General features: G+C 68.5%; 15 protein-coding genes. 6 read left to right on the forward strand and 9 right to left on the reverse strand.

The window, feature by feature from the left end; all coding sequences use genetic code 11:
* Window position 1: 1 nt before the first annotated feature.
* Window positions 2-313: a 30S ribosomal protein S24e gene (locus ACSG06_RS01525; RefSeq protein WP_440988495.1), complete on the reverse strand. Its 312-nt coding sequence runs from the start codon at window positions 311-313 to the stop codon at window positions 2-4.
* Window positions 314-528: 215 nt separating this feature from the next.
* Between ACSG06_RS01525 and ACSG06_RS01530 the strand changes: the two genes are divergently transcribed.
* A complete protein-coding gene (locus ACSG06_RS01530) occupies window positions 529-2,970 on the forward strand; it encodes a methyl-accepting chemotaxis protein (protein ID WP_440988496.1) in 2,442 nt (813 codons plus the stop codon).
* Here ACSG06_RS01530 and ACSG06_RS01535 read toward each other — a convergent pair.
* The 7 genes from ACSG06_RS01535 to ACSG06_RS01565 all read right to left on the reverse strand — a co-directional run bounded on the left by ACSG06_RS01535 (window position 2,967) and on the right by ACSG06_RS01565 (window position 8,070).
* Window positions 2,967-3,509: a GTP-dependent dephospho-CoA kinase family protein gene (locus ACSG06_RS01535; RefSeq protein ID WP_440988497.1), complete on the reverse strand. Its 543-nt coding sequence runs from the start codon at window positions 3,507-3,509 to the stop codon at window positions 2,967-2,969. The genes ACSG06_RS01530 and ACSG06_RS01535 overlap by 4 nt on opposite strands.
* A 1-nt stretch (window position 3,510) precedes the next feature.
* Window positions 3,511-3,708, reverse strand: a complete 198-nt coding sequence (spt4, locus tag ACSG06_RS01540; protein WP_440988498.1) for a transcription elongation factor subunit Spt4 — start codon at window positions 3,706-3,708, stop codon at window positions 3,511-3,513.
* The gene (locus ACSG06_RS01545) at window positions 3,709-4,278 is read right to left on the reverse strand and encodes a DNA-directed RNA polymerase (protein WP_440988499.1); all 570 of its coding nucleotides are present in this window, start codon (window positions 4,276-4,278) and stop codon (window positions 3,709-3,711) included.
* A 4-nt stretch (window positions 4,279-4,282) separates the two neighbouring features.
* Complete coding sequence (locus tag ACSG06_RS01550) at window positions 4,283-4,669, reverse strand: type II toxin-antitoxin system VapC family toxin (protein WP_440988500.1); 387 nt, start codon at window positions 4,667-4,669, stop codon at window positions 4,283-4,285.
* Between the two features lie 3 nt (window positions 4,670-4,672).
* Window positions 4,673-5,908 (reverse strand): translation initiation factor IF-2 subunit gamma, encoded by a 1,236-nt coding sequence (locus ACSG06_RS01555; protein WP_440988501.1) that lies wholly within the window; start codon window positions 5,906-5,908, stop codon window positions 4,673-4,675.
* 66 nt (window positions 5,909-5,974) lie between these two features.
* Entirely contained in the window at window positions 5,975-6,181 is a 207-nt protein-coding gene (locus ACSG06_RS01560; protein ID WP_440988502.1) for a hypothetical protein, read from the reverse strand.
* Window positions 6,182-6,237: 56 nt separating this feature from the next.
* Window positions 6,238-8,070, reverse strand: a complete 1,833-nt coding sequence (locus tag ACSG06_RS01565) for an SLC13 family permease (protein ID WP_440988503.1) — start codon at window positions 8,068-8,070, stop codon at window positions 6,238-6,240.
* 166 nt (window positions 8,071-8,236) lie between these two features.
* Between ACSG06_RS01565 and ACSG06_RS01570 the strand changes: the two genes are divergently transcribed.
* The 4 genes from ACSG06_RS01570 to ACSG06_RS01585 all read left to right on the forward strand — a co-directional run bounded on the left by ACSG06_RS01570 (window position 8,237) and on the right by ACSG06_RS01585 (window position 10,990).
* Window positions 8,237-8,476 carry a hypothetical protein gene (locus ACSG06_RS01570; RefSeq protein ID WP_440988504.1) on the forward strand — a complete coding sequence of 80 codons (240 nt, stop codon included), beginning with the start codon at window positions 8,237-8,239 and terminating at the stop codon, window positions 8,474-8,476.
* Window positions 8,477-8,517: 41 nt separating this feature from the next.
* A complete protein-coding gene (locus ACSG06_RS01575; RefSeq protein WP_440988505.1) occupies window positions 8,518-9,489 on the forward strand; it encodes a DUF5787 family protein in 972 nt (323 codons plus the stop codon).
* Between the two features lie 217 nt (window positions 9,490-9,706).
* Window positions 9,707-10,615 carry a DUF7351 domain-containing protein gene (locus ACSG06_RS01580; RefSeq protein WP_440988506.1) on the forward strand — a complete coding sequence of 303 codons (909 nt, stop codon included), beginning with the start codon at window positions 9,707-9,709 and terminating at the stop codon, window positions 10,613-10,615.
* 138 nt (window positions 10,616-10,753) lie between these two features.
* Window positions 10,754-10,990: a hypothetical protein gene (locus ACSG06_RS01585; protein WP_440988507.1), complete on the forward strand. Its 237-nt coding sequence runs from the start codon at window positions 10,754-10,756 to the stop codon at window positions 10,988-10,990.
* A gap of 71 nt (window positions 10,991-11,061) precedes the next feature.
* On the opposite strand, the gene ACSG06_RS01590 is transcribed toward ACSG06_RS01585, so the two are convergent.
* Complete coding sequence (locus tag ACSG06_RS01590; protein ID WP_440988508.1) at window positions 11,062-11,886, reverse strand: MBL fold metallo-hydrolase; 825 nt, start codon at window positions 11,884-11,886, stop codon at window positions 11,062-11,064.
* A gap of 101 nt (window positions 11,887-11,987) precedes the next feature.
* Here ACSG06_RS01590 and ACSG06_RS01595 point away from each other — a divergent pair, with 101 nt between their 5' ends.
* Window positions 11,988-12,359 (forward strand): hypothetical protein, encoded by a 372-nt coding sequence (locus ACSG06_RS01595; RefSeq protein WP_440988509.1) that lies wholly within the window; start codon window positions 11,988-11,990, stop codon window positions 12,357-12,359.
* Window positions 12,360-12,391: the final 32 nt, after the last annotated feature.

Genomic DNA, 12,391 nt, shown 5'->3' on the forward strand with positions numbered 1-12,391 from the left:
CTCAGGCCTCCTCCGCTTCCTCGCCGGCCTCGTCGGCGACGATCTTGTTGCGGTCGAGCATGTGGTCCTGCTCGACGTCCCGGGCGCGCTCTGCGGTGTCGTACACCTTCGCGTGGCCGACGGTCTTGCGCATCCCGAACTTCGTGTCGAGCTTGCGGATGACGACCTCGTCGGCGTCCTTGTTCAGCATGGCCGCGAGGCTGTCGCGAACCGAGAGACGAGACGGGGTCGCTTCCTCGTGGACCATCTCGAACTTCACGTCCGTTCGGTGCAACATGGGGTTCTCCTCCTCAGAGAGTATCTCGATGTCCATGGTATCCAGTTACCTAATCTACCCCGCGAAGCGGGTAAAAGGATTTCGAAGTGGGAGGTTCGACCGCTGAGGCGACTGGCGACCGGTGGGTGAACGCCAGCACACGCGCCGGGCCCGCTCCGTGACTGTCCCCTGCACGGGTCTCGGTACCGTAGTGCAAATAACGTGACAATATCTGCCGAGAGCTTTATGAATCACCCACTAAATTCAAGGGTATGTTCCAGTTCGTCCGGGTACTCGTTCCTAACGCGATTCGCAAACGCTATGCACTGAAGTTCGCTATCGCGCTCGTTCTGCTCGGCGTCGTGGTCGGTGCGGTCGGTCTTGCGGCGACGGCACAGGTCGAACAGGAGGTCAAACAGGGCACCAACGAGGAGTACGCCATCCTCGCGAATCAGGAGGCGAACGAGCTCTCGAAGTGGAACCAGCGGAACAGACAGCTGACCCGGATCCTGGCGACGACCGATGCGGTCGAGAGCGAGAACACGACTCGTATCACCGCCATGCTGTCACAGCGCAGCACCCTCGAGGACGTCGAGGCCATCGAGTACGTCAGCCTCGACGACCGGACCATCGAGGCGAGCTCCCGCGGGTTCGATGGACAGAGCCTCGACACCCTCGGGATGTCGTCGACCAGCACACTCGACGGCATCGAGGGCACCGAGAACCCCCGGCTGGTCGACGTCTACCAGACCGGGCAGCTCCAGGCGGTCACCTACGCCGCGGCGACCGGTGATGGGCACGCCATCCTGTTGACGATGAGCGCCGACGCCTACTCGCTGAACCTTCGCGGCACCGTCGGCGGCTCCGGCGCGACGCTCGTCATGGACAGCGACGGGACCATCCTCTTCGACGACCAGTTCGCGTCGCTGTTCTTCGGCGACACCTACGACGCGAGCAGCGCCGGGGAGATCACCGGCATCGCCGGCGAGGGCAGCAACTCCAGCGCGGCACTCACCGCCGACTCGCCCGACAGCGTGCTCGACAGCAGTTCGTACGGCGTCCGGGAGGCCTACGTCGTCGGCTACGCACCGGTCGAGGGTACCGACTGGGTCGTCGCCGTCCACAAACCCCAGGACGAGGCCTACGGTGTCGTCTCCGACATCTCCGAGTACGGGCTGTACGTCACCGGCGGCATCGTCCTGCTCATCGGTCTGGTCGGCGCGGTGCTCGGCCGGAACACCGCGACCTCCATCGACCGGCTCCGCGGGAAGGCCGAACAGATGGAGGAGGGCGACCTGAACGTCGACTTCGAGACCGGCCGGGTCGACAACATCGGGCAGCTGTACGCCGGCTTCGCGTCGATGCGTGACGCCCTGCGCGAGCAGATCCAGAACGCCAACGAGGCACGCGAGGCGGCAGAGCTCGCCCAGGCCGAGGCCGAGGAGATGAACCGTCACCTCGAGCAGAAGGCCGACCAGTACGCCCGGGTGATGCAGTCCTGCGGGGACGGCGACTTCACCGCCCGCATGAACGCAGAGTCCAAGTCGGACGCGATGAGCGACATCGCGACGGAGTTCAACGAGATGATCGCCGAGATCGAGACGACCGTCGAACGTCTGAAGAGCTTCGCGAGCGAGGTCGCCACCGCGTCCGAGCAGGTGACGGCCTCCAGCGAGGAGGTCCGGTCGGCGTCCGAGCAGGTCACCGAATCCATCCAGGAGATCTCGGACGGCGCGGAACGGCAGAACCAGAGCCTCCAGAACGTCAGCGGCGAGATGGAGAGCCTCTCGACGACCACGGAGGAGATCGCGGCCTCCTCGAACGAGGTCGCCGACATCGCGGAGCGCACCGCCGAGACGGGCCGTACCGGTCGCGATGCCGCCGAGGACGCCATCGAGGGCATGCGAGACATCGAGACCGACTCCGAGGCTGCCGTCGAGGCCATCGCCGAGCTCGAGGACGAGATGCAGCAGATCGACGAGCTGACCGAGTTCATCACGGACCTCGCGAAGGAGACGAACATGCTCGCACTGAACGCGAACATCGAGGCGTCACGCGGTGCCGCCGGCAACGCCGACGGCGAGGGCGAAGGGTTCGCGGTCGTCGCCCAGCAGGTCAAAGAGCTCGCCGAGGACACGAAGTCCGCGGCCGAGGACATCGAGGAGCGCCTCGAGCGCATCCAGGAGCAGACCGACGAGACCGCAGAGGAGGTCCAGAACACGGCCGCGCGTGTCTCCCAGAACGTCGAAAGCGTCGAACGCGCGGTCGACGCGCTGGACGAGATCGCCGAGTATGCCCAGGAGACCAACACGGGCGTCCAGGAGATCTCGGCGGCGACGGAGGAGCAGGCAGCCTCCACCCAGGAGGTCGTGGCGATGGTCGACGACGCGGCGACCATCTCCGAGGAGACCACGAGCGAGGCCGAGAACGTCGCCGCGGCCGCCGAGGAGCAGACCACCGCACTCACCGAGGTGTCCAACAGCGCCGGCTCGCTCAGCCAGCAGGCGTCCCGCCTGAGCGAAGCACTCGACCGCTTCGACACGGACGCCACCGCCGATGCGGATGGCCTGCTCGGCGAGGAGCTCAGTCTGGACGACTCGTTCGACGAACAGGCGCTCGACGCGGACCCGGTGGCGGACGCCGACGCGGGCGGCGACGAACCGGCTGCTGACGACGTGGAGTTCGAGTTCGGCGACGCGACGGACGAGAACTAGAGCAGCTCGGCGACCCGCTCGTGGTCGCCGTCCATCCGGTCGAGCAACGACTGCATCTTCCGCTTGTTCTCCGCCGTGACCTCGACGTGGACCATGCCCTCGTCGGGCTGGCCGTAGACGACGCTCGCGCCTTCGGGCGCCAGGAGTACCGCGGGGAGTGTCGCGAGGTCCTCCTCGCCGTCGACGAAGATGGTCGTCGCCTCGCCGTCGGCGAGCGCGTCCCGGAGCGCGACGAGCAGCTCCGCCGTGATGGTGCCCGCCGGGTTCGGGACGGTCACGTCGGGGTCGACGACCGCCTCGCGGACGGCCTCGTCGACGGGTGCGCGCTTCGTCCGCTCGTCGACCAGGGCCACGTCGGGCTGTCGCCCGGCGCTCACGAAGTGGTAGGTGACGATGTCGCCGACGGCCACGAGCGGGCCCGAGACGTCCTGCAGAAGGGTGTTCGCGTCGGTCTCGACCGGGCCCAGCGGCTCCTTGAACGCGCTACGGAGCGACTTGGGCAGCGTGAGCACGACCGTGCCGTCGCTGTCCTCGGTCACGTCAACGGACCTTCAGCGCGTACTTGCCGGGCTCCGTGACCTCCATCTCGGTGGCGATATCGGACTTCTCGGGGTGGGCGATGATGACGTAGCCCGCCCAGTCCTCCGTCAGCGAGCTGGAGCCACAGGACTCACACGTCGCGTTGTTCGGCTCGTTAACACGATGGCACTCGCGGCAGACGATCCTGTCTTGTGCCATCTAATCACCCGCCTGCGCTTCGCGCTTCTGTCTGTCCTCCTCGAGCCAGCCGTGCTTGCCGAGGCCGGGCTGTTTCGCCGTGAGCCCGATCTTGGAGTCGCGCGGGTTGCGCTCGTCGATGCTCTTGGTGACGATGCGCGCCCGGACGGCGTCGTCGACGCCGAGCGTGCGGTTGGACTCGCTGGAGGCGAGCTGCTGGTTCTCGTGGTCGAAGGCGAGGTACTCGTCGGAGATCTGCGAGACGTGGAGCAGCCCGTCGACCGGACCGATGCCGACGAAGGCACCGAACTCGACGACCTCGACGACGGTCCCGTCGACGACCTCCTGCATCTGCGGGTCGAACGTGACCGCGTCGAAGTCCGCCTCGTAGTAGACGCCCGGACGGTTCGGGAGGACCGTCCCCTCGCCGATGTCGTGGACCTTCGTGACGGTGACGACGCTCCCGACGTCCTCGTCCATCCGTCCTTCGAGCTTCTCCTGCAGCAGTTTCTTCACGAGGTCCGGGCTGACGTCCCCGAGCTCCTCCGGCGGCACCTCGACCGTGTCCTTGAGCCTGACGCGTTTGTACATCTGTTTATGGTTGAGTTACTGCAAGTTTGTTCTTGCCCCGTAAAGCTATTACCGGAACGCCCGCGTCCAGCACGCGGTCGCGCAGGGGCAGGTCGTTCGTGACGACGTACGCGGCGTGGCCCTCCCGGGCGAGTTCGACGATGGCGTCGTCTGCGTACGATTCCTCCGTGTCGACGATGAGACAGCGTTCCGTGACGAGGTCGTGGCCGACGTTCGCGGCCGTGCCCTCCTCGCCGCCCTTCTCCGAGAGGCGGCGCAGTTCCTCGACGACCGCCTGCGGCGCGACCGGGTCGACACCCTCGACGAGGCGGTCGAGCTCGTCGAACAGCCGCACGTCGAGCTCGACGGGCATCATGAGCGCGCTCGTGTCGAGGACGACCCGTGTCGACATCGGCTATCCCTGGAGCGTGCCGATCCCGATGAGCCGCCAGCGTGCACCGACGCGGCGGTTGATGGCGATCTTCGCGCCGTCGGGGGCACAGACCGGCCGCTTGAGGTTGACCTCGCACTCGCCCTCGCGGGCGGAGGTGACCGCACCGACCGTGGTGGCGGTACCGACCGTGAGCATCAGCGGCTCGCCGGTGTTGATGTCCTCGACCTCGCCCATGTCGTCGCCGACGACGCGGTCGAGCAGGTCGACGGACATCGTGAAGGCCTCCCACGTCGGCGGGAGCGTCCCCGGTGGGCCGGCGATCTGCCCGGCGAGCGCGTCGCCCTTCGTGTACGAGGGGTCGAGCCCGGTGCCGACGCCGAGCAGGCCGCCCGGCGACGCCTCGTCGACGGTCTGGCCGCCGGCCTGCAGCGAGCGGATGGTGGTCTCGATGGGACGGTACTCCGTCTGGCCGCCCTCCTCGACCTCGCGGCCCGGACGGACCTCGATGTCGTCGTCGGTGTGGAGCCGGCCGCTGACGAGCGAGCCACCGATGACGCCGCCCTTGAGCTGGTCCCACGTGGTGCCCGGCCGGTTGATGTCGAACGACCGCGCGACGTGCATCCGTGCGTCGGCGTCGGGGTCGCGGTCGGGCGTCGGGATGCGCTTCTCGATGGCATCGATGAGGACGTCCATGTTGACGTTCTGGCCCGCGCTGACCGGGATGATGGGGGCGTCCTCGGCGACGGTGCCCGAGACGAACTCCCTGATCTGCTCGTAGTTCTCGCGGGCCCGCTCGGCGTCGACGAGGTCGACCTTGTTCTGGGCGATGACGATGTTATCGATGCCGATGATGTCGAGCGCCATCAGGTGCTCCTCGGTCTGGGCCTGGGGCACGTCCTCGGTCGCGCTCACGACGAGGACCGCGCCGTCCATGATGGCCGCGCCGGAGAGCATCGTCGCCATCAGCGTCTCGTGACCGGGTGCGTCGACGAACGAGACCGTGCGGACGACCTCGGTGTCGACGTCGTGTTCGTCGCAGTGGTCGGCGACGGTGTACGCATCGGGCGCCTCGCACTCGGGGCAGCGGCGGAACGTGGCGTCGGCGTAGCCGAGGCGGATGGAGATGCCACGCTTCATCTCCTCGGAGTGCTGGTCGGTCCACTCGCCACTGAGTGCCTGCACGAGTGTCGTCTTCCCGTGGTCGACGTGGCCGACGAGTCCGATGTTCACCTCCGGTTGTTGGTGGTTTCCTGCCATATCGAGAGTAATCTTGGCTACGTCTACCCCTGTGCGCTTGATAAACCCACCGTTCTCAGCCGCCTGTTACTCGGCCGTCTCGGTTCCGCTTGGCCCCGAATCGAACGCCTGCAGCAGAATCCAGAACGGGGTCACGACAACCGCGCCGAGGCCGAACACCATCGAACCGACCGTGACGATGGTGCCACTGGCATCCTGTGTCGTCAGTATGAGGACTCCGAGCTGTGCGACGATGACTCCGAGCAGCGGGGAGGGACCGTTGGACGAACCCATTGGTGATGGGTGGGGGCGAGTGACTGATACCGGTTCTGCTTCGGAGGGGTGCCACCTCACCCGGGCGGCCACAACACGCCGATTCCCAGCGTCGTCACGACCGCGAGCAGCAGCTGGAGCGGCGCGCCGACGCGGAGGTAGTCCGAGAAGTGGTAGCCGCCAGGCCCGTACACCATCAGGTTCGTCTGGTAGCCGATGGGCGTCATGAACGCCGTCGAACCGGCGAAGGTGACGGCGAGCGCGAACGAGAGCGGGTCCGCACCGAGCTCGCTCGCGGACTGGGCCGCCACGGGGACCAGCAGCGCGACGCTCGCGACCGGCGTGATGACGTTCGCGAGCAGTCCCGTCAGCAGGTAGAACGCGCCGACGACCAGCAGCAGGTCGGCTCCCGCCGCCGCCAGCACCAGCAGGTCCGCCAGGTAGCTCGCCCCACCCGAGGCCTGGAGCGCCGCCGACAGCGGGAGGATGCCGGCGAGCAGGAAGATGACGTTCCACGAGACCGCGTCGTAGGCGTCGTCGATGTCGAGACAGCCCGTGACGACCATCGCGACGACCCCGCCGAGGGCGGTGACCACGATGGGGAAGTGCGTGAACGCCGCGAGGCCGATGACGGCGAGCAGGATGCCGACGGCGACGGGCGTCTTCGGCGAGAGCGGGGCTTTCTCGGTCCGGTCCGACGGTCCGCGTGTCACCAGTACCTCGTCGTCCTCGGAGAGCAGGTCGGCGGCCGTCGACGTGGCGTAGACCAGCAACGAGTCACCCCGGGACAGTTCGACGGCGTCGAGTCGCTCGTGTATCACCTGACTCCCCCGACGCACGGCCATGACGGTCCCGCCGTAGCGCTCGCGGAACCGGAGGTCGGCCAACGTCCGCCCCGAGAGGTCCGAGTCTGGCGGGATGACGAGTTCGATGAGCTCGCCGCGGATCCACGGCGCGCTGAGGCTGTCGCCCGTCACCTCCTCGCGCGGGAGCTGCCGGAGGTCGTACGCCTCCGCGAAGCGGTTCACGTCCTGCAGGTTCGCCCGGACGGTGAGCACGTCGCCCGCCGCGATGTCGCGGTCGCTCCCCGGGGCGATGAACACCTCCTCGTCGCGGACGAGTTGCAGTACGTCCACGTCGAGGTCCGTCCCGGTGAACGCGTCCTCGACGCGCTGGCCGACCAGCGCCGAGGACTCCCGGATTCGGACCTGTGCGAGGTAGTCGCTGACCTCGTACGTCTCCGTCACGTCGAGCGTGGGCGGCACGCGTTCCGGCAGGAGCCGCGGGGCGACCGTCAGCAGGTAGACGCTCCCGACGAGCAGGACGACCAGGCCGAGCGGTGTCAGCTCGAACATCCCGATGGGGCCGTGACCGGGCACCAGGTCGGTCGCGACGAGGTCCGAGGCGACGATGTTCGTCGCCGTTCCGATGAGCGTCAGCGTCCCGCCGAGCATCGCGGCGTACGACAGCGGGATGAGGAACTTCGACGGCGAGAGGTGGCTCTCCTCGGCGAGGTCGCCGACCATCGGGATGAACACCGCGACGACGGGCGTGTTGTTGACGAGGCCGGCGAGGGGCCCGGTCGTCCCGACAGTCGCGGCGAGGACCCGTCGCTCGTCACCGTCGGTCACGCGGGCGAGGAACGTCCCGAGTCGCTGGACGGCGCCGGTCCGCTGGACCCCCTCGCTCAGCATGTACATCGCCATGATGGTCACGGTCGCGGCGCTGGCGAAGCCGGAGATAGCCGTCGCCGGACCGACCTCGGTCCACGGTTCGAGGACGACCAGCGAGACGAGGACCGCCAGCGCGGTCACGTCCGGCGAGACCACCTCCGTCACGAACGCGAGCAGCGCCGCGGCGGTGATGGCGAACACCACGAGCATCGCCGTCGTCGGTTGGGGGACCGCCATTGCCGGTCGTTCTCCCGTCGAACAAAAATAGCTACCCCCCTCGGCAGCCCACCTCGTTCGACCCGAAACCGGGCGACGGGACCGACAGAAATCCGCTTCGGTCCGATGGCCAACAGAAGTGAAATTCTGGTTACATATATGCTGTCGGGGGTCCTCGGTAGAGTCGATGAGCACCACCCACTCCACCACCGTCGGCATCGACTACGAACCAGCCCGCGTCTCGAACCTCGGCCGTCTCGCACTCGTCGCGGTCCTGGCGGCCCTCCTCGTCGCCGGGCTCCTCGCGACGGTCGCGGCTGTCCCGACGCTCGCGTTCCCCCTGCTGCTGGTCGCGTGGACCGCCCTGGTCACGGCCGTCGTCGCCGGACTCGTCTTCGGCGTGCAGGCGGTCGGCGCCTCGCTGTGATCCGGAGACGGACTTTTACTCCCCCGAGACCAACCCCTGCTGTGCGCGAATTCGCGTTCGAACAGCGGCTCTGTGCCAGCCTGGAACACGACGTCGACGGGGTGCTCGCACGACAGCTCGGCGGCGGCGTCCACAGCGCCCGACGGGTGCTCGACGTGGTCGTGGCCCAGCCCGGTCCCACGTTCGATGACCGCGCCGCCATCACCGGACGGACCATCCCGCACCGGGCCATCGAGAGCGACGTGGGACGCGGCCGCTCGCGGGACTGGCGCGGCGCGTTCGACCTGCCCGCCGAACGTGCTCGCGGCATCGTCGAACGTGCCGTCGACGTGGGTTTCTTCGAGCGCGACCCGACCGCCGGGGCAGAGCACGTCCGACGAGCCTGTCGCTACCCGGAGGGCTGGTTCGGTCGGCTCGTCGCCGTCGAGAACAAGCCCGACCTCGGCGCGCCGGGCGACCTGGAGACGCAGCTCCTGAAGGACGTCCGGCTGGGGCTCGTCGACGAGGTGGTGCTGGCGACGGCGAGCCACGTCACCAGGGCGCACCTGAACCGCATCCCCGAGGCGGTCGGCGTCTGGCGCTTCGACCCCGAGACGCTGGACCGCACCGTCGTCAGGGAGGCCACGCCGCTGGCCGTCGACGACCACGGCACCGAGATCGTCGAGGAGCACGCCGGCTGGACGGAGGTTCGCGTCGCGAGTCCCGCGGCCAAGGCACGGGCGCGACGCCGGCTGGCCGAGCGTGCCTACGGCAAGGGCTGGCGGGTCGACGAGTTCCCCGGATGCGGGCGGGTCCGGGACGTGGCCGTCGCTGGCGGGGGTGGCCTCCCCTACTGCGAGTGGAAGGGCCGCATCGTCGACCCCGGGAACGAGTGCGGCGCCGACTGTCCGGGCTTCGAGGCGAGCGAGCCGCCGTCGGTGGACGTGGCGGGCGAGCGCGACCGACGGACCGGCTGGGTGGCCGACCCGGACGGCCTGGCGAGGAGGCAGGCGGGGCTGGACCGGTTCGGCTGAGCAGAGCCGTCGCTACGGGCTGGCGAACAGACGGCACGTGGGGCACAGCACGCGGACCGGGGTGCCGTACGACCGCTGACCGGTCCGCGACGACTCGTCAGCGCACGCCGCCCTTGCCTCCGCCATCGCTCTTGAACTCTGGTCCGGGAAATATCAGTGTGTGGACCAAAACGCAGTTCAGGGAACGCTTTACTTGGATGCTCTCAAACAACTGTCTATGAGCAGACCGGACAGCAAACCGGACATCAACGAGTGCGAGGCCTGCGTCGCGCCCGCGAAGGCGTTCTCCGTGGTGGGCAACGAGACGCGCCTGTCCATCCTCGAGGCGCTCTGGCGGGCCGAGGAGCGACCGGTCCGGTTCTCGGACCTGCGCGAGACCGTCGAGATGCGCGATAGCGCCCAGTTCAACTACCACCTCCAGCAGCTCACCGACCAGTTCGTCGTGAACACCGACGACGGCTACGACCTGCGCTACGCCGGCAAGAAGGTCGTCCGTGCGGTCATCGCGGGCGAGTTCAATCAGAACCCGCGCTGGGGTCCCCACGAGCTCGACGCCGACTGCGTCACCTGCGGCGGCTCGCTCGTCGCCGCCTACGAGGACGAGAACATCACCATCGAGTGCGCCGACTGCGGCCATCCCCACGGCGAGTATCCGTTCCCGCCCGGCGGGCTGAGCGACCGCGACCGCGACGAGGTCATGGACGCGTTCGACCAGCGAGTCCGGCACCTCCACTGCCTCGCCGCCGACGGTGTCTGTCCAGAGTGCAGCGGCAAGATGGCGAGCCACGTCGAGCGCGAGGGCGACTGCTGCATCGGCTCGGACGTCCGCGTCGAGCACGTGTGCCAGCAGTGCGGCCACTCGCTCTGTTCGGCCATCGGCCTCGTGCTGCTCGACCAGTCCGACGTGGTCCACTTCCACCGCGAGCACGGCGTCGACCTCAACGGCACGCCGTACTGGGAGCTCCCGTGGTGTGTCTCCGACCACGGCACCACCGTCCACTCCACGGACCCGTTCTCGGTGACCGTGACCATCGAGCTCGACGGGGAGTCACTCGCGGTCACCATCGACGACGACCTCGCCGTCGCCGAGGTCGAACGCACGACCGCGGTCCCGGCCGACGACTGACCAGGCCGCTGTCCGGTTCTCGCGTCACCCGTCCCTGCCCCGAGCGGTTGGTGAAGGGAATTTCAGTACACGCGCTTACAGAAATGTATTTCAGATTACACTTATGGGGTCGGCAGTCCTACGACTACATGAGAACAGATGAGCACGAACACCACCACGTTCGCCCGGAAGAACCGCGCACCGACCACCACCGTCCCGCAGGGACTCGGCCGCCTCCTGCTCGCCGTCGTCGCCGTCCTCGCGATGGCGACCATCGCGCTGACGCTCGTCCCCGGGCTGGCGCTCGCCGTCGGGCTCGCGGTCTACGCCGCGCTGCTGGTCGGCGTCGTCGCGAGTCCGTTCGCGCTGGTCCACCTCGTCGCCGAGGCGCTCTGAACGGGCGGCACGAGCGACCGTCGCTGTCATCCCACACCCGGCCGGCTGTCATCCCACACCCGGCTCACCTTCTACAGCTCGTACGTCTCGCCGTCGACGGCGATGGCGTCGTCGAACGCCTCCTCGACCGGGTAGAAGTGCGCCGCGTGGACGACCCGCGTCACGTCGGCGTCGACGTCCTCTCCGAGCGCGAGCGCCCCCTCGTAGGTCATGTGCTTCGTCCCGAACGTGCGGAACGTCCCATCGGCGTCGGGGTGGGCCCCGCCCAGCGGGTGGTGCCTGCAGAGGTCCGCCGGGACGATACCGTCGGCGAGCAGCAGGTCCGGGTCCCGCAGCACGTCCCGTGATTCCTCGCCCAGCGCGTAGCTCGTATCGCCCGAGATAGCCAGCTTCGCGCCCGTCTCCGGGTCCTCGATGGCGAGCCCGTAGCAGACCAGCGGCGGGTGGACGACCGGCACGAGCGTCACCCGGAGGCCGCAGGTCTCGAACGGCTCGAACGGCGTCTCGTGGTTGACCGTCACCGCGTCGAGGTAGTCGTACTTCCGGTCCACGGTGTCGGCGACGCTCTCGCCCGTCTCCGGGTCGGTCTCGTCCGCGGCGTACACCTGCAGCCCGTCGAGCAGTCGGTAGGCGTTGCCGAGCCCGTCGAGGTGGTCGAAGTGGATGTGCGTGACGATGGCGGCGTCGGGCAGGTCGACGTCGTTGTGGAGGAACTGGTAGCGGAAGTCCGGGCTGCAGTCGACCAGCAGCGACTCGTCGGTGCGCTCGTTGTGGACGTGCACGGAGAAGCGGGTGCGCTCGACGCCACGCTCGATGGCTGCCTGGCACGTGTCGCAGTCGCAGCCGGGCGTCGGCGTCCCCGTCGTGTCGCCCGTTCCGAGCAGCGTGACCAGCATCGTCACCGGCTTTGGGGCGGGGGGCGAAAAAGACGCGGGTTGGGAGCCGACCACCACCGTCCTCGCAACTGTTTTCCATCCCACGGACGGATGCTTGCCCGATGAACGACCCAGACGGGACGCCGGCGGCGGGCACGCTCGGAGCGTCACCCGGATTCGAGCTCGCGCTGCTGGCCATTGTCGCCCTCCCCTTCGCCATCGTGCTGTCCGACGGCGGTTCGGTCGCGGTCGGTCCGCTCGGGGTCGCGGCGGCCGCCGCCGTCGGCTGGGACCTGCTGTTCGGCAGCCGGGGGGAGCTCGGCTTCGCCGGGCTGGACTGGTGGGTTCGGACCGTGCTCTTGGTCGTCGGGTTCAGCGCGGTCGCCGGGACACTCGTCCTCGTCCGCCCGCCGCTGCCGGTGTACGCGAGCGCGTCGCTCGGCCTGGTCGGCGGGCTCGCCGTCGTCAGGTTCGGGCGACTGGTCGCAGGATAGCTGGTCGCAGGACAGGTGACCGTTCGGGACAG

It is taken from the genome of Haloarchaeobius baliensis (genome assembly GCF_052060055.1).
In the GTDB taxonomy this organism is placed as follows: domain Archaea; phylum Halobacteriota; class Halobacteria; order Halobacteriales; family Natrialbaceae; genus Haloarchaeobius; species Haloarchaeobius baliensis.